The sequence below is a fragment of the Burkholderia sp. BCC1998 genome (genome assembly GCF_905339875.1).
Lineage (GTDB): Bacteria > Pseudomonadota > Gammaproteobacteria > Burkholderiales > Burkholderiaceae > Burkholderia.
This window is the reverse complement of the sequence record NZ_CAJPHE010000019.1, coordinates 86768-107390: the sequence shown is the minus strand read 5'-3', so window position 1 is coordinate 107390 and position 20623 is coordinate 86768. Positions and strand designations below refer to the sequence as shown.

15 protein-coding genes are annotated in these 20623 nt (G+C 67.2%); 5 read left to right on the top strand and 10 right to left on the bottom strand.

Going from position 1 to position 20623, the window contains the following annotated elements; translation table 11 throughout:
• Positions 1 to 161: 161 nt before the first annotated feature.
• A complete protein-coding gene (locus tag U5A56_RS27635) occupies positions 162 to 1280 on the top strand; it encodes an acyltransferase family protein (protein WP_044843834.1) in 1119 nt (372 codons plus the stop codon).
• 507 nt (positions 1281 to 1787) lie between these two features.
• On the opposite strand, the gene galU is transcribed toward U5A56_RS27635, so the two are convergent.
• Positions 1788 to 2675 (bottom strand): UTP--glucose-1-phosphate uridylyltransferase GalU, encoded by an 888-nt coding sequence (galU, locus tag U5A56_RS27630; protein WP_124486375.1) that lies wholly within the window; start codon positions 2673 to 2675, stop codon positions 1788 to 1790.
• Positions 2676 to 2903: 228 nt separating this feature from the next.
• The gene (locus U5A56_RS27625) at positions 2904 to 3047 is read right to left on the bottom strand and encodes a hypothetical protein (protein WP_006479318.1); all 144 of its coding nucleotides are present in this window, start codon (positions 3045 to 3047) and stop codon (positions 2904 to 2906) included.
• A 213-nt stretch (positions 3048 to 3260) separates the two neighbouring features.
• Here U5A56_RS27625 and U5A56_RS27620 point away from each other — a divergent pair, with 213 nt between their 5' ends.
• Positions 3261 to 4436, top strand: coding sequence for an acyltransferase (locus tag U5A56_RS27620; protein ID WP_321925601.1), 1176 nt, complete (start codon positions 3261 to 3263; stop codon positions 4434 to 4436).
• A 541-nt stretch (positions 4437 to 4977) separates the two neighbouring features.
• On the opposite strand, the gene U5A56_RS27615 is transcribed toward U5A56_RS27620, so the two are convergent.
• Genes U5A56_RS27615 through U5A56_RS27605 form a run of 3 tightly spaced genes read right to left on the bottom strand, consistent with a single transcriptional unit; the run spans position 4978 to position 11145 of the window.
• A complete protein-coding gene (locus tag U5A56_RS27615) occupies positions 4978 to 7443 on the bottom strand; it encodes a glycosyltransferase family 4 protein (RefSeq protein ID WP_321925599.1) in 2466 nt (821 codons plus the stop codon).
• On the bottom strand, positions 7440 to 8906 hold the full coding sequence (locus tag U5A56_RS27610) for a flippase (protein WP_321925597.1): 1467 nt from the start codon (positions 8904 to 8906) through the stop codon (positions 7440 to 7442). Before U5A56_RS27610 ends, U5A56_RS27615 begins: the two co-directional genes overlap by 4 nt.
• A 46-nt stretch (positions 8907 to 8952) precedes the next feature.
• Positions 8953 to 11145 (bottom strand): hypothetical protein, encoded by a 2193-nt coding sequence (locus U5A56_RS27605; RefSeq protein WP_321925672.1) that lies wholly within the window; start codon positions 11143 to 11145, stop codon positions 8953 to 8955.
• Positions 11146 to 11638: 493 nt separating this feature from the next.
• Here U5A56_RS27605 and U5A56_RS27600 point away from each other — a divergent pair, with 493 nt between their 5' ends.
• The 3 genes from U5A56_RS27600 to U5A56_RS27590 are packed head-to-tail and all read left to right on the top strand — an operon-like array spanning position 11639 to position 14725.
• On the top strand, positions 11639 to 12703 hold the full coding sequence (locus tag U5A56_RS27600; protein ID WP_321925595.1) for an acyltransferase: 1065 nt from the start codon (positions 11639 to 11641) through the stop codon (positions 12701 to 12703).
• A 35-nt stretch (positions 12704 to 12738) separates the two neighbouring features.
• Positions 12739 to 13785, top strand: coding sequence for a GDP-mannose 4,6-dehydratase (gmd, locus tag U5A56_RS27595; RefSeq protein WP_044843827.1), 1047 nt, complete (start codon positions 12739 to 12741; stop codon positions 13783 to 13785).
• Complete coding sequence (locus U5A56_RS27590) at positions 13772 to 14725, top strand: NAD-dependent epimerase/dehydratase family protein (RefSeq protein WP_124521895.1); 954 nt, start codon at positions 13772 to 13774, stop codon at positions 14723 to 14725. The genes gmd and U5A56_RS27590 overlap by 14 nt, the downstream gene beginning before the upstream one ends.
• 103 nt (positions 14726 to 14828) lie before the next feature.
• Here the strand turns inward: U5A56_RS27590 and U5A56_RS27585 are convergent, their stop codons facing one another.
• From U5A56_RS27585 to folC, 5 genes are all read right to left on the bottom strand, one after another.
• A complete protein-coding gene (locus tag U5A56_RS27585) occupies positions 14829 to 16022 on the bottom strand; it encodes an O-succinylhomoserine sulfhydrylase (RefSeq protein WP_044843825.1) in 1194 nt (397 codons plus the stop codon).
• 260 nt (positions 16023 to 16282) lie between these two features.
• Positions 16283 to 17815 carry an amidophosphoribosyltransferase gene (gene purF, locus U5A56_RS27580; RefSeq protein ID WP_321925592.1) on the bottom strand — a complete coding sequence of 511 codons (1533 nt, stop codon included), beginning with the start codon at positions 17813 to 17815 and terminating at the stop codon, positions 16283 to 16285.
• Between the two features lie 51 nt (positions 17816 to 17866).
• Complete coding sequence (locus U5A56_RS27575; RefSeq protein WP_044843823.1) at positions 17867 to 18361, bottom strand: CvpA family protein; 495 nt, start codon at positions 18359 to 18361, stop codon at positions 17867 to 17869.
• 6 nt (positions 18362 to 18367) lie between these two features.
• Positions 18368 to 19210: an SPOR domain-containing protein gene (locus U5A56_RS27570; RefSeq protein WP_321925590.1), complete on the bottom strand. Its 843-nt coding sequence runs from the start codon at positions 19208 to 19210 to the stop codon at positions 18368 to 18370.
• A 29-nt stretch (positions 19211 to 19239) separates the two neighbouring features.
• Complete coding sequence (gene folC / locus U5A56_RS27565; protein ID WP_321809817.1) at positions 19240 to 20550, bottom strand: bifunctional tetrahydrofolate synthase/dihydrofolate synthase; 1311 nt, start codon at positions 20548 to 20550, stop codon at positions 19240 to 19242.
• Positions 20551 to 20623: the final 73 nt, after the last annotated feature.

Here is a 20623-nt window from a genome sequence, read left to right as displayed (position 1 = left end):
TTTCGCGGGGTTTCCCGCAGGTTTTGTTGCGCGCGACCGACTTCGCCGACGCTCGAGCAACGAAAAACGCCTTCACGTATACGTCGAAACGCGTCCGAACGCGAATTACGTTCGATATTTGCGCGCCTATACTGACCTCGCTCAGTGCCCCGGATGCCTTCATGCGCGAAGTCAGATACGTCAAAGGACTCGACGGCCTGCGAGCCCTCGCCGTCATCCTCGTTTTCCTGTCCCACAAGGGCCACGTCCTCGCTGTCGACGTGGGCAAGCTCGGTGTGTGGACGTTCTTCTTCATCAGCGGATTCCTGATCGTCGGCGAACTGCATCGCAACCGTCAGGCAATCGAGAGCGGCACGATGACGCGCCGCCATGCGCTGGCGCTGTTCCTCGCGAAGCGCGCGCTGCGGATCTTTCCCGTCTACTACCTGCTGCTCGCCGCGCTCGCGATCGCGCACGCGCTGTTCTACCAGCGCGGCGTCAATCTCGGGCTCGCGTGGCACGCCACGTTCCTGTCGAACTATTGGATCGGCGTCGTCAAGGACGGCTGGCCAGGCTCCACGTCGCACTTCTGGAGCCTCGCGGTCGAGCAGCAGTTCTATCTGATCGCGCCGCTCACGCTGCTCGCGGTGCCGGCCGCGCGCCACGTCGCGCTCGGCGTCGCGGCCGTCGCGCTGTGCGCGCTCGCCCATCTCGCGCTCTACGCGCTCGACGCATCGCCGGTGCTGATCTACGCGTTTTCCCCGTGGAATTTCGCGCTGATCGCGCTGGGCGGCGTCGGCGCAATGGCGCTCGCCGATCGCGGCCAGGACGTCGTCCGCCGCATTCCGCCCGGCTGGCTCGGCGCCGCCGGCGTCGCGTTCTTCCTCGCGCTGCCCGCGCTCACGACGCTGCCGGACGTCGTCACGGGGCTCACGGATCTCGGCCTGTCCGCGTCGCTCGGCGCGCTGATGCTGTGGATCGTCACCGAACCCGACCACCCGGCCGTCGCACTGCTCGACTGGGCGCCGCTCGTCTATCTCGGCACGATCAGCTACGGCTTCTACCTGTTCCACAACCTGATTCCGGCACGTCTCGGCGAGATGCCCACGCTGTTCGCGCGCGTGCCGATGCCCGCGATCGCCCGGGACGTGCTGCCGGAACTGCTGCAGTTCGCGCTCGCCGTGCTGCTCGCGCATCTGTCGTGGCGCTATCTGGAAAAACGCCTGCTCGACTTCAAGAAGCCGATCGCCGCGATGCTGGCCCGGTACTTCGTCGCACGGCCGGGCACGTCGCCGCGCTGAGCGGCGCACCGCGACGGACGCGACGCAACCGGAACATGCGCGTCGGAGCCCGCGATGCCACGCGCCGAAACGGTGTGGCCATCGGCCCGGTTCGCCCATCGGTTCGAGACGCGCGTGACATCGGCGGACAGACGATTCCCCGCCGCATGGGGATGCGCGATCGAACGCCATTGCAAATCGACGCGCTCACCCGGCACGCCGACGGCTATCGAACCGCCCGACCGCCGCTCGTCAGGCCGCACGCAACCGGTGCGTCGACACCGGTTTCATCGCCACGGTGTCCGGGATCCGACGCACCGCGCAACGTGCACGCGAACCGGCATCGCCGTCCGGCGGCACACCTGAATCGTCGCGCACGCACCCGTTCGACGCCGCCCGGATTCAGCACCGCCGATCACCCGCGGCCCCACGCCTGCGCGGCGAATGCACGCAAAAAAGCCCCGGCGCACAAGGCAGCCGGGGCCAACGGAACAACCACCACCTGAAACAGCGGAGCAGCGCGGCTGCTTATGCGACAGCAGCCAGCGCGGGCAGGCAGGTACGCAGGTACGCCTCGAATTCGCGGCTCACTTCCGGATGCTGGAGCGCGAGTTCGACGGTCGCCTTGAGGTAGCCGATCTTGCTGCCGCAATCGAAACGCGTGCCGTAGTAGCGATACGCGAGGACCTGTTCGTTCGCGAGCAGCGACTGGACGGCGTCGGTGAGCTGCAGTTCGCCGCCCGCGCCCGGCTTGAGCTTGCGCAGGTGATCGAAGATCGTCGGCATGAACACGTAGCGGCCGACCACGCCGAGATTCGACGGCGCGTCTTCCGGCGCCGGCTTCTCGATGATGCCCGACAGCTTGATGATGTCCTCTTCCCACTCGCGGCCTTCGATGACGCCGTACGAGCGGCTGTCCTCGCGCGGGATCGTCTCGACCCCGATCACCGAGCTGTGATAGTGGTCGAACACGTCGACGAGCTGCTTGAGCACCGGCTGTTCGCCATGCAGCAGGTCGTCGGCGAGAATCACCGCGAACGGCTCGCCGTGCACGAGCTTCTCCGCGCACAGCACCGCATGCCCGAGGCCGAGCGCTTCCGGCTGGCGCACGTAGAAGCAGTTCACGTGGCTCGGCTTGATGCCGCGCACGAGTTCGAGCAGCTTTTCCTTGCCGCGCGCCTCGAGTTCGGCCTCGATCTCGTACGACTTGTCGAAGTGATCCTCGATCGCGCGCTTGCTGCGCCCGGTCACGAAGATCATCTCGGTGATACCGGCGTTGATCGCTTCCTCGACCGCGTACTGGATCAGCGGCTTGTCGACGACGGGCAGCATTTCCTTCGGGCTCGCCTTCGTTGCCGGGAGGAACCGCGTGCCGAGACCGGCGACGGGGAACACGGCCTTGGTGACTTTCAACATGTTCGCATCCTGATTGCGTTGACTGCGCCGCGTCGCTGGACGACCCGGCGCGATTGTTTTCCGAACGGCATATCGAGAACCGGCGGCACGGCCAATTCCACTCCGCTCATTTTCGATATGGACCGATTGCCCATGTTTCCGGAAAAGAGATAATCCGCAAATCCGGTCGATATTGCCGAACCCGGCGCCGATACAGAAACAAATTACCGATTTTCCGGATACAAATTCTTACGATTCGAATTCCTCGATATACGGGACGCCGCCCCGCTCGAGCCCCGGGCGAATCGGCTCGTTCTTCAGCGCCTCGCGGTACGCCGACAGCACGGCCATGACCAGCAGTACTGCCGCGCTCGCGATCCAATGCATGTCCATCTTGCCGCTCCTTGCATCAATCAACTGGAGCTTCAAACTATCAGAAAAAAATCGGCAAATAATTGTGGCGGCGTCGAAACCGCTTTCAGACCGGAATAACACCACTATCTGAAATAGCACTATTTCCCGGCGCGATTTTTTTATTGATTCGAGCGAATTCTTGCGCATTACGATTGGACCATCCCCTTCATCCGTCGCAAGGAATCGAATCGCATGCAAGCTTTCAGCGGATCGTCTTTGGCTGCGCCGCCCGTCGCCGACCACAAGGAACACGTGATCGACGCGATGCGCGGGTTCGCGGCGCTGCTCGTCGCATATTTCCACTGCCGCCAGGTCGTCTGGGTCGGCATGCAGAGCTTCCATCACGCTTACGGTCATGCGCTGAACCCGAGCGCGATCGCCGGCTACCTGACCTTCCCGTTCGCATGGGGCTCCGCCGGCGTGCCGATCTTCTTCGTGATCAGCGGCTACTGCATCCACCGCAATGCAGCGCTCAAGCTCGCGGCCAACCCCGCGTACCGGCTCGACGCGCCGAACTTCTGGGCGCGCCGCTTCGCGCGCATCTACCCGGTGCTGCTCGCCGCGCTGCTGTTCACGCTCGCGATGGACGCGGTCAGCCTGCAGATCGCGCCGGTCAGCCACAAGATCCGCGACGTCGGCATCACCGCGTTCCTCGTGAACCTGTTCTCGCTGCAAGGCGTCGCCGGCTACACGTACGGGTCGAACGGCGCGCTGTGGACGCTGTCGCTCGAAGTGCAGTTCTACGCAATCTACCCTCTGCTGTTCGCACTGCGCCGGCGCATCGGCATGCCGGCGATCGTCGCGGCCGTCGCGCTCGTCAACGTCGCGTCGGCGTGGCTGCTCGAACGGCACGACCTGCAGTTCTTCACGTCGTACTGGCTGTCCTGGACCATCGGCGCGTGGATCGCCGACGTGCGCGCGCAGCCGGTGCGCGGCACGGCCGCCGTGCCGTCGCGCGCGTGGTACCTCGCGGCGGCCGTGCTGCTGGCCGCGGGCTGCGGCGCGTTCCGTTTCGGCCAGTACGGCGCGTTCCAGCTGTGGGCGGCCGGCTTCGCGTGCTTCCTGTACCGCGCGCTCGCCTGCCCGCCGCGCCCGACGCCGCTGCTGCGCGTGCTCGGCTGGTTCGGCGACTTCAGCTACTCGCTGTACCTGATCCATCTGCCGCTGTTCGTCTGCCTCGGCTCGGTGCTGTTCCACTCCGAACTGCAACTGTCGATCTGGCCGTCGATCGCGTTCATGGCTGCCGCGATTCCGGTCGCCTACGTGTTCTACCGGCTGTTCGAACGCCCGGCGATGATGTGGGCGGCCAGCCTGAAGCCGACCCGCACCGCCCGCGTCGTCGCACCGGCACCCGAACGGGCTGCCTGAACGGCGCCGTTCGCGCGCTCGCGGCCCCCGCCCGGCGTCAGGCTGCGCGGGGGCTTTTTTACGGGCAGGACGGCGCGAGGATGCATTTGCGCGTCGGGGCGCGGCGGGCACGACGTACCGAAGTGCGCAAGCCGCGGCGTCATGCGCCGCCTGGGCGGCTGCACGGCGGTCGCGTCGCCCGACCCCTCACGCGATCCGCGGCAGGACCGCACGGCGCCTCTCCTGGCGTCCCGCGCAGCGATTCCGAACCGGGCGGCGGCCGGATTCACGCCCGCTGCAACGCATCGCTCCGCCGCCCGAGCGCATCGTCGTTGCAGCCCGCATCCCGCGACCCGGGCCGGCCCCAGATTCCGCCGCTCACGCTCGCGCAATCGCTCGCCTTTGCGCGAATTACGACGGCTTCGTCACGTACGGCGTGCCAGATGCGCGACAGGCTCGGCCCCGCCCAAAGCCCAAAGCCCTCATGCAGCGCAACGCCGCATGAGGGCCGGGTTCCGCCGGTTCACGACGACACGCTTCGCGTGCCGCCGCCGGCCGCCACCTACCGCTTCTTCGCCTTCGCAGCCTTCGCCGTATCCGCGAGGATCTTCTCGACCCGCGCCACATAGGTTTCGGTGCCGAACCGGCGCACCGCGGTCGCCCGCCCGCTCACGACGAGCCGCTCGCGCAGCGCGGCGTCACGCTGCAGCCTGCCCAGCGCGTCGGCCAGCGCGGCCGCGTTGCCCGGCTCGCAGAGCAGCCCGTTTTCGCCGTCCTCGATGATCTCGACGACCCCGCCCGCGCGAGCCGCGACCACCGGCCGCCGCGCGAGCATGCCCTCGACGATCACGCGCCCGAACGGCTCCGGCGTGATCGACGTATGCGCGACCACGTCGACCGCCTTCATGCACGCGGCCACGTCGCGCTGGAAGCCGAGGAAATGGACACGGTCGTCCATCCCGTGACGCGCGACGATCTCGTGCAGCTGCGCCGCGTATTCGTCCTCGCCGAACAGCGGCGCGCCGACCAGCACCACGTGCATGTCGGGATGGCGAGCCGCGGCCTCCAGCAGCAGGTGCTGCCCCTTCCAGTGCGCGAGGCGGCTGAACGAGCCGACCAGCCATGCGTGCTCGGGCAGCCCGAAGCGCGCGCGCAGCGCGGCCTGGCTCGCATCGTCCAGCGCGTCGAACGGTTCGGCCGAAATGCCGTTGAACACGACGTCGACGTGCTGCGGCGTGAAGCCCGTCAGCGCACGAAATGCCTGCGCGGACGCGTCGGAGTTCGCGATCACGCGCGTGACGCCGAGCCGCGCGCAGTACTTGATCGCCATCAGCTGCTTGCTGCCGAAATGGTCGCCGCTGACGATGTCGCGCAGGTGCCAGACCACCGGCTTGCGCGCGAGCCGCCCGGCCAGCGCGGCGACTACCATCGCGCGCTGCGTGTTCGCATAGATCACCTCGGCGCGGCGAGCGCGCCGCGCGACGTCGCGCACGAGCGCGAACAGGTGCTTCAACGCGCCGGCCGATACGCCGCCCTGCTTGCGCACCCCGGCGAGCGCGCCCTGGTCGAGCACGTCGACGCGCGCGCCGATCTCGTCGAGCGCCGCGCGGAACGGGCCGTCGTCGAACAGCAGCACATCGGCGTTCGCGCGCATGTGCTTCATGATCTCCAGCAGCGACAGCTCCGCACCGCCGAGCACGCCGCTCTGGTCCAGCACGAGCGTCGCCGGGCCGCGCGCGGCCGGCATCGGCGCGACGGCCGTGCCGCGCTGCGCGGTCGAGCCCGGCAGCGCCGTCTCCACGTAATCGAGAAAGCGCCGCCGGAACGTGTCGGCGGAAAAGCGCTCCGCATTCGCGCGGCACGCGTGCGCCGTGAAGCGCTGCGGCGCGCGCTCGAAATCGTCGACCGCCGCGACGATCGCATGCGGCGTCTGTTCGTCGAAGAACAGCCCGGTGGGCTGCGCGTGCGAACGCGGCTCGAGCACGGTCTCGAGCGCGCCGCCCTTGCCGTACGCGATCACGGGCGTGCCGCACGCCTGCGCCTCGACCACCGAAATCCCGAAATCTTCCTCGGCCGCGAACACGAACGCCTTCGCGCGCCGCATCCGGTCATGCAGCACCGCGAACGGCTGGTAGCCCATGATCTCGACGTTGGGGCCGGCCTTCGCGCGGATCTTCTGCATCTCCGGGCCGTCGCCGATCACGACGAGCTTGCGCTCCGGCGTGCGCGAGAACGCTTCGACGATCAGGTCGATCTTCTTGTACGGCACCATCCGCGACGCGGTCAGGTAGAAATCGTCCTTCACCTCGTTCAGCGAGAAGCCGTCCACGTCGACCGGCGGGAAGATCACCGCCGCGTCGCGGTGATACACCTTGCGGATGCGGCGCGCGATGAATGCGGAGTTCGCGACGAAGCCGTCCACCGCGTTCGCGGTGCGCGTGTCCCAGTTGCGGATGTAATGCAGGATCATCCGCGCGAGCAGCGACTTCGGCCCGTGCGTGAGGTTCGACTGTTCCAGATACTGGTGCTGCAGATCCCACGCGTAGCGGATCGGCGAATGCACGTAGCTGATGTGCATCTGGTCCGGCCCGGTCAGCACGCCCTTCGCGACCGCGTGGCTGCTGGAGATCACGAGGTCGTAGTCCGACACGTCGAGCTGCTCGATCGCGAGCGGCATCAGCGGCAGGTAGCTGCGGTACTTGGTGCGTGCGAACGGCAGCTTCTGGATGAACGAGGTCGTCACCGGCTTGCCGCGCACGAACGCGCGGTCGTCGAGAAAATCGACGAGGCTGAACAGGTCCGCGTCGGGAAAGCACGCGACGATCTGTTCGAGCACGCGCTCGGCGCCGGCGTACGTGACGAGCCAGTCGTGGACGATCGCCACGCGCAGCGGGCGCGACGCATCGCGTGCGCTCGCCTGCCCGGCCGGTTTGCCCCGGCGCAGCGTGGCGGCGTCGCCGGCTTCGGCCGCGGCGGCATCGGCCGTGGCGAGGTTCAGGATGGCGTGTTCCGCCAGATCGCGATTCATACGGTTTTCCTCGCATTGAGACGGACGAACAAGTCACGCACCAGCGCCCGCAAGGCCGGCGTCATCGTGAACGACCACGCCAGGTTCAGCGCCAGCACGACCGCGCAGAGGCCGATCGACTCGCCGAGCCCCGACCACGCTTGCGCGAGAAACAGGCTCGCGAGCAGGAAGGCGAGATGCGCGAGCATGTCGAGCACGATCGCGCGCATCCGGATCGCCGACAGGTAAAGCAGCACGCCGTAGTCGACCAGCGCGCGGGTCGCGACGACCACCGCCGCGCCGATCAGCCCGAAGTGATGAATGCCGAACCACAGGCCGCCGACGAAGAACGGCATCTCGATGAGCCCGGCGAACGCGGCGCGCGCCGGGTTGACCTGCGACTGGATCAGGATCCGCGTGACGCTCGCCTGTCCGACGAGCCACACGCTGATCACCAGCACGCGCCCGACCGGCGCGGAATGCGCGGCGAGATCGGCGCCGACCCACAGCGTGAGGAACGGCGCGAGCGCGAAGATCGCGACGATGCCGACCGGCGTGAACACGCCGTTCAGGAATTCGAGCGACTGGCGCGCGAGCGTGTCCGCGTGATCGCGGCCGACCGCCGACAGGCGCGGGAACAGCGTGCGCACCAGCGCGTTCGGCAGCATGTTCAGCCGCGTGACGAGGTTTTGCGGAACCGTGTAGTAGGTGACGAACTTCGCGCCCATGCCGGCGCCGAGCATCACGCGATCGAGCGTATCGGCGATCATGCTCGCCATGCTCGCGATCAGCATCCAGCCGCCGAAGTTGAACAGCCCTTTCGCGGTGCCCCACTGCGGCGGGTCGATGCGCCGGATCCCGAGCACCTTGATGCTCGCGTGACCGAGCATCACCGCCGCGATCAGCCGCGCGACGACCGCGGCGGCGAGCACCGTCTGCAGGTTCGGCGCGATCCACCACGCGGCGCCGAGCGGCAGCAGCTGGAACAGGAACGTGCCGATCGTCTGGTTCGTGTTGAACACGCCGAACCGTTCGGCGCCGTTGATCGCGCCGGCGAACACCCACGACACGTTCGCGAGCGGAATCGCGAGCGCGAGCCACGGCAGCGCGAGATACACCTCGTGCTGCATCGCCGCCGACACCTTCGTGAAGTACTCGGTGTAGATGAACGCGCCGAAATAGATCAGCAGCCCGCCGACGACGCCGGTGCCGAGATTCAGCCAGAACGCGCTCCAGAACACGCGCGCGCTTTCGTCGGCGTCGCCGCTCGCGAGCGCCTTGGAGATGTGGTTCTGCGCGGCCATGCTCATCCCGAGATCGAGGATCCCGAAATAACCGATCAGCGTCCACACGAGGCTGACGACGCCGTAGCGCTCGACGCCCAGCGCGTGGATATACGCGGGCACCGTCACCAGCGACACGAAGGTCGGCAGGATCAGCCCGATGAAGTTGATCGAAACGTTCTTGAGTATGCCTTTGTCCATGCTTCTGCCTTGTGTGACGGCGACTGCAACGACGGTGCGCCGCCCGTCACGGTTTCCAGCGATACATCAGCACCTTGCCGCGCGCGTCTTCCTCGACGAACACCAGGTATTCGCCGTTCTCGCGCCGGAACGCGCTGATGCCGAACGGCACGTCGACCCAGCCCGACGCCTTGCCGACCTCGGCGCCCGGGCTCATCACGCCGACCTCCTTGCCGGTTTCCTTGTCGTACACGTGGATCTTCCCGACCGGCTCCACCGTGAAGATGTAGCGGCCCTCGACCGTGATCCCGATCAGGTCGAGGATCGGCTTCGCGTCGAGCTGCCACGGCAGCGCGACCGTATAGCGCACCACCGGCGAGCCGCTCGACCACTTGTCGAAGCGCATCAGCACGCGGCCGACTTCCTTGTTGATGCCGGGCTGCGGCGGCGCGTCGGCCGTGTAGCCCGTCACGTACAGCGTGTCCGTCTGCGGCTCGTAGATCGCGCGGCGCAGCTGCGTGAACGGCTGCGGCATCGGATAGGTCGTGACCTTGTCGTACGAATAGATCGGGTTGCCGGCCTTGTCGACACCGCCGTAGCCGAAGCGATGAATGCCGCGCACGTCGCTCGTGCGCCAGATGTCGCCCTTCGTGTCGACCCACCAGCCCCAGCCGCCCGCCTTCGCCTTGCCGGTCGTGTTGGTCGTGAACTCGTCCTCGTCGAGCCGGCCGTTGCCGTTCGCGTCGCGCCAGATCCAGTCGCCGCCCGGCGGCTTGTTCGGCACCTTGTCGACCGGCCGCGCACGGCCCGCGATCAGGCCCGACGGAACCGCGACCTCGCCGTCGCGCTTCGCGTCGAAGCGGTAGATCTTCAGGTGATCGGCGTACATGTCGGTCAGGTACAGGAACGTGCGGCCGTCGACGCGCCGCGCGAACGGCATGCCGGGGTACTGGTCCGTGTGGAACACGGGATCGTCCGGATACTTGAAGCGGTTCGACAGGAAGCCGGCGTATTTCCAGTCCTGGCCGGGCGGCTTCGACAGGTCGAGCTCGAAGCGCTTGTTGCCCGTGTACACGCTGTTCGGCCGTGCGGGATCGAGCCACGCGCCGTCGACGAACAGCAGCCCCTGCACCTGCCAGCGCAGCTTGCCGTCCGGCGTGTAGCTCTCGAGCACCGCGCCGAGCCCCGCGCCGATCGTGTCGTGGCGCGGCCCGATGCCGTTCATCGACACGTACACGTTGCCCGCGCGATCGACGCCCACGCCCGTCAGCCCGTTGAAACGTTGCGGCCCGGGGCGGCCCGGCACCGGGCCCGCGAAGATCCCGCCGCGCTCGCCGAGCGTGCCGGACTGCGCATAGCCGTTGCCGCCTTTCGAGAAAATCAGCACCTGCTGGCGCGGGCCGTTGTCCGCGACCAGCACGCGCCCTTTCGCGTCGACCGCCACGTCCACCGCATCGGTCCCCTCGGGCAGCGCGGGCGCGTCGTCGAGCTTGCGGCCGTCCGCGCGCACGTGCACGAGGTGCGCGGGCCGATTGAGCGTATCGGTGAGCAGCCACAGCGTGCCGTCGCCGGCGAGCGCGATGCGGCCCGGCTCATGCGCACTCCACGTGCCCTTCTTCTGCATCGTTTCGGCGTCGTACACGTCGACTTCGTCATGCGAAGGATTCGTCGCGAACAACGTCTTGTCGTCGGCCGCGAGGCCGCCCACTTCCGCCTTCAGCTCACCGACCTCCGACCGCGCCGGTGCCGCCACCTCGTTCATCACCATGAAGCTCGCGGCCATCCGCGCCCGGCCGGCATCGGCGCGCCCGCCGGGCGCGACCTGCGGCGCCGCGCGGAACGGCGCGGGCTGCTTCATGTCGCCGATCGTGCGCCGCGAAATGCCGTACCACTGCTTGCCCTTGTCCGGCCAGATGCCGGGCGACTGCAGATGGCCGCGCTCGTTGCCGACGCCGATCGCGACGTACGCATACTTGCCGTTCACCGCGACCGCGTTGCCGCCGAGATTGCCCCAGCCATGCGTGCCGCCGGCGAAGCCGAGCATTTTCCCGTCCTGGTAGACGCTCGCCTCGGCGCCGCTCTCGTCCCACGGCGCGTTCGTATACACCTTGCCGTCGGGCGTCACCGCGATCGCGCGAATGTCGATCTGCGTCCAGCTGCCGTCGCCATAACCGAACGTGTTGCCGATCCACGACGTGGTCGCGGGCAACACGGTTTCAGCCGGTGCGGCGCTCGCGGACAGCGCCGCGCATACCGTCATGCCAACCAGAATCAGACGTCGCAATGCGCTCTCCAGACTCGATGCAAAAGCGACCGGCGCCCGCGGCGTGCTGCGTGCCTGGATGACCTGTCGCTAAATAGGTTTCAAACGTCGCGATGCAGGTTACAAGCAAAAATAATCACAAGAAATTTGGAAATATTTGGGGATGTTTCCGCCTGAAATATTGAACCGGAATCGTCCGGAATAGCCCCGGCGAAGCGGAAATAACGACCGCTTTTCACGCGACGATCCGTAGAAAATTCCGCTCCGGCCCGTCCGACGGGCTACCCGGCCTGCAAATCTTTCATCTCGCGATTGAAACGATCGGCATTTGAATGTTTTCAGCCGAATAAATGACATGCTTTTTTTTGCCGATTTCTTTTCCCTAGAATCGATTTCGAATCAATATTTCCTTTAAACGCATGCATTACGTTCACGCATCGAATACGCGGCGCGCGTCGGCATCGGCCGCGCGTCGCGAAGGAGTCGCGCGATGACGGGCCTCTCGCGCACCGCCGACCTCGCCCCGCCGCAACACGGCCGCATCGTGCAGCTCGACGGGCTGCGCGCGATCGCCGTCGGCGCCGTGTTCCTGCAACACGCGCTGAAGGCGCCGCTGTGGATGGGTGTCGACCTGTTCTTCGTGCTGAGCGGCCTGCTGATCACCGGCATCCTGCTCGAGCGCAAGGCGCGCGGACAGTCGTACTTCAGCCACTTCTACGCGCGCCGCGTGCGCCGGATCCTGCCGCCGTACGTGCTGCTGCTGGTCGTGTCGACGCTGCTGTTCGGCGCGAGCTGGCTGCCGCACTGGCCGTGGTTCGCGTTCTTCTCGACCAACATCGGGCTGTCGCTCGGCAGCATCGGCCACGACAGCCTGAACGTGCTGTGGTCGCTCGCCGTCGAGGAGCAGTTCTACATCTTCTGGCCGTTCGTCGTGCTGTGGTGTTCGGAGCGCGCGCTGCTGTGGATCGCCGCCGCGCTGATCGTCGCGGCGCCCGTGCTGCGCGCGATCGCGACGCCGTGGTTCGATTCGTTCTGGCCGATCTACTACCTGACGCCGTTCCGGATGGACCTGCTCGCCGCGGGCGCGCTGCTCGCGATCGTGCTGCGCCGCGACCGGCGCGCGCTGGAGCCGTTCTATCCGCTCGCGATCGTCGGCGCGCTCGTGTCGCTCGCGATCCTCGGCTGGCTGCACCTGTCGTTCCCGCGTTTCCGCGCCGCGAACACGCCGCTGTCGAACGCCGCGCTCTACAGCATCTCGCTGCTGCTGTGCACGTCGATCGTCGTGATCGCACTGCGCGGACGCGGCGTCGTGCAGCGCGTGCTGACGAACCCGCTGCTCGTGTACGTCGGCACCGTCAGCTACACCGTCTACCTGATTCACCTGAGCGTGCTGTACGCGCTGTGGCCGCTGCACCTGAACCGCTTCGTCACGGCCGCGCTCGCGCTGGCCATCACGCTCGTATACGCCACCGTGAGCTGGTACGGCTTCGAGCGGCGCCTGACCCGCGGCCCCGCGCACAGCACGGTACCCGCCGCCGCGCGCACGACCGCCTGACTTTCTCAATCCATCGTTTCGACCAGGACATTGCCATGAGCCAAACTCGCAAGAAGGCCATCATCACGGGGATCACCGGGCAGGACGGCGCCTACCTGACCAAGCTGCTGCTCGACAAGGGCTACGAAGTCACGGGCACCTACCGCCGCACCAGCTCGGTCAACTTCTGGCGCATCGCCGAGCTCGGCGTCGACACGCACCCGAACCTGTCGCTCGTCGAGCACGACCTGACGGATGCCGGCTCCAGCCTGCGGCTGCTCGAACGCACGCAGCCCGACGAGCTGTACAACCTGGCCGCGCAGAGCTTCGTCGGCGTGTCGTTCGACCAGCCGGCGACGACCGCCGAGGTCACGGGCGTCGGCCCGCTGAACCTGCTCGAGGCGATCCGCGTGGTGAGCCCGAAGACGCGCTTCTACCAGGCGTCGACGTCCGAGATGTTCGGCAAGGTGCAGGCGATCCCGCAGACGGAAACCACCGCGTTCTACCCGCGCAGCCCGTACGGCGTCGCGAAGCTGTACGCGCACTGGATGACCGTGAACTACCGCGAGTCCTACGGCCTGTTCGGCTGCAGCGGCATCCTGTTCAACCACGAATCGCCGCTGCGCGGCCGCGAGTTCGTCACGCGCAAGATCACCGACACCGTCGCGAAGATCAAGCTCGGCAAGGCGACCCGGCTCGAGCTCGGCAACCTCGACGCGAAGCGCGACTGGGGCTTCGCGCTCGAATACGTCGAAGGGATGTGGCGGATGCTGCAGGCCGACGAGCCCGACACCTACGTGCTCGCGACCAACCGCACCGAGACCGTGCGCGACTTCGTGCAGATGGCGTTCGCGGCCGCCGGCTACCAGATCGAATGGACCGGCAAGGGCGAGCAGGAACGCGGCCTCGACGCGTCGAACGGCGACGTGCTCGTCGAAGTGAATCCGAAGTTCTACCGCCCTGCCGAAGTCGACCTGCTGATCGGCTCTGCCGACAAAGCCAAAGCCAAGCTGGGCTGGGCGCCGGAGACGACGCTCGAACAGCTCTGCCAGATGATGGTCGAAGCGGACCTGACGCGGAACCGGCACCATGACACGTACTGAAGCCAGGCGCCCGTCGCGCCGGGCGTTCGTCACGGGCCTGGCGGGCTTCACCGGCCGCTACATGGCGCAGCGGCTCGCTGCGGCCGGCTACGACGTGTGGGGCACCGTGGCACCCGGCGCGGCGCGACCCGACGATCCGGCGCTCGCCCACTGCACGCTGCTGCCGGTCGACCTGCTCGATGCGGACGCGACCCGTGCGGCGCTCGCCGATGCGCGGCCCGATGCGGTCGTGCATCTCGCCGCGCGCGCGCACGTCGCGCAGGACGAGCCGTCGCAGACCTACGCGGTCAACATCGTCGGCACGCGCAACCTGCTGGCCGCGCTCGCGGGCCTCGACCGCCGCCCGTCGGCGGTGCTGCTCGCCAGCAGCGCGAACATCTACGGCAATTCGACGGCCGGCGTGCTCGACGAAAGCGTCGCGCCCGCGCCCGCGAACGACTACGCGGTCAGCAAGCTCGCGATGGAATACGCGGCGAAGCTGTGGGCCGACCGCCTGCCGATCGTGATCGCGCGGCCGTTCAATTACACGGGCGTCGGCCAGGACGATGCCTATCTGCTGCCGAAGCTGGTATCGCACTATGCGCGCAACGCGCCGCGCATCTCGCTCGGCAATCTCGACGTGAGCCGCGATTTCTCCGACGTGCGCGACGTGACAGCCGCCTATCTGAAGCTGCTCGAAGCCGCGCCGGCCGGCGAGACGTTCAACATCTGCTCGGAGCGCGCGTATTCGCTGAAGGAAGTGCTGGCGATGCTGTCGCGAATCGCCGGTTACGTGATCGACGTGACGATCGATCCGCGCTTCGTTCGGCATAACGAAGTAAAAAGCCTGAGCGGGTCGCGCGACAAGCTGCGGCGCGCGGTGGGCGAGCTGCCCGTGACGCCGCTCGACGAAACCTTGCGCTGGATGATGGACGCGATGCGCGACGCGCGGGCCGGCTGATTCCGGCAACGCAACACGCGTTCGTCGCCGACTGAAAAGAAAACGGGCCGCCCTGTCTGAGCGACCCGTCGTCATGCCGGCCCTGAAATCAGTGCCGCCGCGCTCAGCCCTCGAGGCCGCGCGCGAGATCGTTGCGCAGGTCGCCCGCGTTTTCCAGGCCGACCGCGAGGCGGATCAGCCCTTCGGTGATCCCCGCGGCCGCACGCGCTTCCGGCGTGATGCGCGCGTGCGTCGTCGTCGCCGGATGCGTGATCGTCGTGCGCGTGTCGCCGAGGTTGCCGGTGATCGAGACCAGCTTCGTGCTGTCGATCACGCGCCACGCGTTCGCGCGCTGCTGCTCCGGCGTGTCGCCCTTCAGCTCGAACGATACGATCGCGCCGCCCGCCTTCTGCTGACGCTTCGCGAGTTCGTGCTGCGGATGCGATTCGAGCCCCGGATAGAACACGCGCTTGACCGCAGGATGCGAATCGAGCCAGCGCGCGATTTCCAGCGCGTTCGCCGACTGCTTCTCGACGCGCAGCGACAGCGTCTCCATCCCCTTCAGCAGCACCCACGCGTTGAACGCCGACAGCGTCGGGCCCGCGCTGCGCACGAACGGGAACACCTTGCCCATGATGAATTCCTTCGAGCCGACCAGCGCGCCGCCGAGCACACGGCCCTGGCCGTCGAGGAACTTCGTCGCCGAGTGCATCACGACGTCCGCGCCGAGCTTCAGCGGCTGCTGCAGCACCGGGCTGCAGAAACAGTTGTCGACGACGAACAGCGCGTTCGCGGCCTTCGCGATCTTGCCGATCGCCTCGATGTCGGCGAGTTCGGTCAGCGGGTTCGACGGCGTTTCGAGGAAGAACATCTTCGTCTCGGGCCGCACCGCTTCCTGCCATGCGTTCAGGTCGGTCGGATCGACGAAGGTCGTCGTGATGCCGAACTTGCTGAAGATCTGCGAGAACATCCCGAGCGTCGAGCCGAACAGGCTGCGCGAGCTGACGAGGTGATCGCCCGCCTGCAGCGCGGACATCACGACCGACATGATCGCGGCCATGCCCGACGCCGTCGCGATGCAGGCCTCGCCGCCTTCGAGCGCGGCGAGACGATCCTGGAACATGGTGACGGTCGGGTTCGTGAAGCGCGAATAGGTGAAATAGTCTTCCGAATTCGCGAAGCGCTCGGCTGCCTCGGCCGCGCTCGTGAAGCAGAAGCTCGACGTGAGGAACAGCGCTTCCGAGTGCTCGTTGAAGTCGCTGCTGCGCAGCGTGCCCGCGCGCACGGCGAGCGTGTCGAAGTTGAGGGAGTCGTCCATGTTCCGTTATCCGTATTCGAGGGGTCGCGCCGAGGGTCGTGCATCGGGCGCGCGCCCAGCCACAAAAATCAGGCCAAAACAAAAAGCCCGCTATGCGTCGGCATCAGCGGGCTTCGGTGCGGTACGACAGCGATCGACTCGGGCCGGCTGCCGCCGGCCTTCGCTTTAGCTGTTTTGGGAAGTCGCCCCGCGTCCGCAAGCTGAATCAAATCGACGCAAGGCCACATCCTATCACGCTTCATCCGAAGCGTGCGCCGGCATCACTCGACCGACAACTGCAGGTTCATCTGCGAACGCGCGGTGTCGCCTGCCGTGTCGCGATCGGCCTGCGACGCCGGTGCGAGACGGGCGCGCTCGATCGCATCGAGGTACTCGGGCGTCACGGCGCCGGTGATGTAGTTGCCGTCGAAGCACGACGCCTCGAAGCCCTCGAGCTTCGGGTTGATGTCGCGCACCGCGCGGCGCAGGTCGTCGACGTCCTGATAGATCAGGTGGTCGGCACCGATGATCTTCGCGACTTCCTCGTCGGTGCGGCCGTGTGCAACCAGCTCGCCGCGCGTCGGCATGTCGATGCCGTACACGTTCGGGAACTTCACGGGCGGCGCCGCCGACGCGAAGATCACCGACTTCGCGCCCGCATCGCGCGCCATCTGCACGATTTCGTGCGAGGTCGTGCCGCGCACGATCGAATCGTCGACGATCAGCACGTGCTTGTCCTTGAACTCGATGCTCATCGCATTGAGCTTCTGGCGCACCGACTTCTTGCGCACGGCCTGGCCCGGCATGATGAAGGTACGGCCGACGTAGCGGTTCTTGAAGAAGCCTTCGCGATACTCGACGCCGAGCTTCGCGGCGACCTGCATCGCAGCCGGACGCGACGAATCGGGAATCGGCATCACGACGTCGATCGGCACGTTCGGCAGCTCGCGCTTGATCTTCTCGGCGAGGTAGTCGCCCATGCGCAGGCGCACGTTGTAGACGGGCACGCCGTCGAGGCACGAATCCGGACGCGCGAGATACACGTATTCGAACATGCACGGATTCAGCGTCGGGTTCTCCGCGCACTGCTGGCTGTGGAAGTTGCCGGCCTTGTCGATGAAGATCGCTTCGCCCGGCTGCACGTCGCGCACGAACTCGAAGCCGATGCCTTCGACCGCCACCGACTCCGACGCGACCATCCATTCGGTGCCGTGTTCGGTCTCGAGCTTGCCGATGCAGAGCGGGCGGATGCCGAACGGGTCGCGGAACGCGAGCAGGCCGTAACCGGCGATCAGCGACACGATCGCGTACGAACCTTGCAGGCGGCGATGCACGCCGGCGACGGCCTTGAACACCGCGGCCGGGTCGAGCTCGAGGCCCGTCGTCGACAGCTGCAGCTCGTGCGCGAACACGTTGAGCAGCACTTCGCTGTCGGAATTGGTGTTGATGTGCCGGCGGTCGATCCGGAACATCTCGTCCTTCAGCTGTTCCCAGTTCGTCAGGTTGCCGTTGTGCGCGAGGATGATCCCGAACGGCGCGTTCACGTAGAACGGCTGCGCCTCGGCTTCGCTCGACGCCGAGCCGGCCGTCGGATAGCGGACCTGGCCGATGCCGAAGGTGCCGGGCAGGCTGCGCATGTTGCGCGTGCGGAACACGTCGCGCACCATGCCGTTCGCCTTGTACATGTGGAAATTGCTGCCGTCCGCCGTCGCGATGCCCGCTGCGTCCTGACCGCGATGCTGCAGCAGCAGCAGGCTGTCATAGATCAGCTGATTGACCGGGGATTGCGAGATAACACCTACGATGCCGCACATGGCATGTCCTTCAAGATGACAAAATCGGTTCCGTCCTGCCCGGCCGCGCCGTCACACGCGTACATACTGGGCCATGCCGTCGGGCAGGAGCTGCTTCAGCTCGTGCACGCCCTGTTCGGCGAAAGGACGCAATAGCGCATTGCGCCAGAAATCCTGTTTGGGCAATTCGGTCAGCCCGGCCGCCGCGACCAGCAGCACCACCAGCACGCAGCCGCGGACGAGCCCGAACATCATGCCCAGCGAGCGATCGACCCCGCCGAGGCCCGTCGCCTGCGCGATCCGCGACAACAGCGCGTTCGCGACACCCGCGACGAACACGACGCCGATCACGATCAGCGCGAACGCGATCACCCACTGTGTCAGCGCGCCGCCCGGCCAGTTCGCCGGGATATACGGCACGACCAGTCCGACATAACGGGCGGCGATCGCGATCGCCGCGATCCAGCCGATCAGCCCGAAAATCTCGGAGACGAAACCGCGCCACGCGCCACGCAGCGCAGACAACGCGATCACCGCCAATACAGCGTAGTCGAAAGCCGTCAGCATCGCACGTTACTGCGTGAGTCCGGCTTCGCGCACCTTCGCGATCGCGGCGGACGCCGCCGCGCGATCCGCAAACGGGCCGGCACGCAGCTGGGTAGCCGTGCTGCCGTCCGCCTGCTTGCGATGCTCGACATATGCGGGCACGCCCGCCGATTTCAACTTGGTGGCCCACGAACGGGCCGTTGCGTCGTCCTTGAACGAGCCGAGCTGCACCGCGAAGCGCGCACCGGCCGGCGACGCCGGCGACGATGCGTCGCCGCTGTCTGCCGCGGCGTCGGCGTTCGCGACCGCCGCGGGCGCCGGCTTCGGCGCGGCCGGCTTCGCCGCCGGTGCGGGCGCGGCCGGCTTCGCAGCGGGCTTCGGCGGCGTCACGCTCGCCGTGGTCGTCGAGGGTTCGGGCTTCGCGGCCGGCTTGGCCGTGTCCTTCTCCGCGGGGGCCGGAACGGCCGCCACCGCGGCGTCGGAGGCCGGCGGCTCGTCGTGCGCGACGCCCGCCTGCACGTCGGACGCGTCGTCGTCACGCGGCGCGACCGCCTGATGTGCGGGCCGGTTCGGAATGTCGATCGCGATGTCGTCCGTCACCGGCTTCGGGTGCGAATCGAGCACCATCGGCAGCACGATCACCGCGGCGACGACGAGCGCGATCGCGCCGACGAGGCGCCGGCGGGCACGTTGCTTTTCAGGAAGGGTCGGATCGAGGAGCAGCGCGTCCGATTCCGGACGCTCGGTGCGGCGCGTGCGCCGCTCGACGCGTTCAGTGCGCTCCGTGCGCACGTTCCGGGAGGCCCCGGTACGACCGCCGCGCCGCGGGGGCGCGTCGTCGTCTTTCTTGCCGAACGAGAAAATTCCCATGAATGGCTGAGTCCGAAACTGCCCTTCAGTCAGTGTTGCTGCGATTTCCGGTAGGCCATCACACCCGCCACCGTATGGAAACTGCCGAAAACCACGATTCTATCATTCTCGGATGCTCTTTTTAGTGCATCGCGAAACGCTTCGGCGGGCGACGCGTACCGCGTCACGCTCGAATCGGCCCCGTCCTCCACGCCGGCCTTGCGCAGCGCGGCTTCGAGCTGCTCCGCGCTCGCCGCGCGCGGCAGCGGCAGGTCGGTCACGCACCAGTGGTCGATCTCGCCCTTCAGGTGCCGCAGCACGCCGTCGATGTCCTTGTCGTGCATCGCACCGAACACCGCGTACGTGTACGGGAAGAAGCCCATGTTGCCCAGATTCTGCTCGAGCACGGCCGCCGCATGCGGGTTGTGCGCGACGTCCAGCACGATCGCCGGCTTGCCGGGCAGCACTTGGAAGCGCCCCGGCAGCTCGACGTTCGCGAGCCCGAGCCGGATGTCCTGCGCGGACACCGGCAGCACCGGGCGCAGCGCCTCGAGCGCGGCCAGCGCGGCCGATGCATTGATCAGCTGGTTCGCACCGCGCAGCGCCGGGTAAGCGAGCGCCGGATAGCGCTTCTCGCGGCCGAGGTAGCTCCATTGCTGGCGCTCCGCGCCCGGCTGCGCTTCGTAGCGAAAATCGCGGCCGACCAGCCACAGGTCGGCGCCGATCGCTTCGGCATGCTCGACCAGCGTGTTGGGCACCGCGGGATCGCCGCAGATCGCCGGCTTGCCCGCGCGGAAGATCCCCGCCTTCTCGAACGCGATCTTCTCGCGCGTGTCGCCGAGGTATTCGGTATGGTCGATGTCGATGCTCGTGACGATCGCGCAATCGGCATCGATGATGTTGACCGCATCGAGCCGGCCGCCGAGGCCGACTTCGAGGATCACCGCATCGAGCCCGCGCGACGCGAACAGGTGCAGGATCGCGAGCGTCGTGAATTCGAAGTACGTGAGCGACACCGGCTCCGGCAGCGACGTGCGCGCCGCTTCGACGGCTTCGAAGTGCGGCAGCAGCTCGGCGTCGCTGACCTGCTGGCCGTTCACGCGCGCACGCTCGCCGAATTCGAGCAGGTGCGGCGACGTGTGGCAGCCGACCTTGTAGCCCGCGTGAACGAGGATCGCCTCGAGGAACGCGCAGGTCGAACCCTTGCCGTTCGTGCCGCCGACCGTGATCACGGGGCACGCGAATTCGAGCTGCAACGCCGCCTTGACCTGCCCGATGCGGGTGAGGCCCATGTCGATGCCGACCGGGTGCGCGCGTTCGAGATGCGAAAGCCACGCGTCGAGAGTGGGAAAAGTGCTCATCGGATCAAATCTGAATCGGTACCGCCACTACGCCAAAAAACGAAACGCGCCGCCCGGCGGTTCAGCCGGGCGA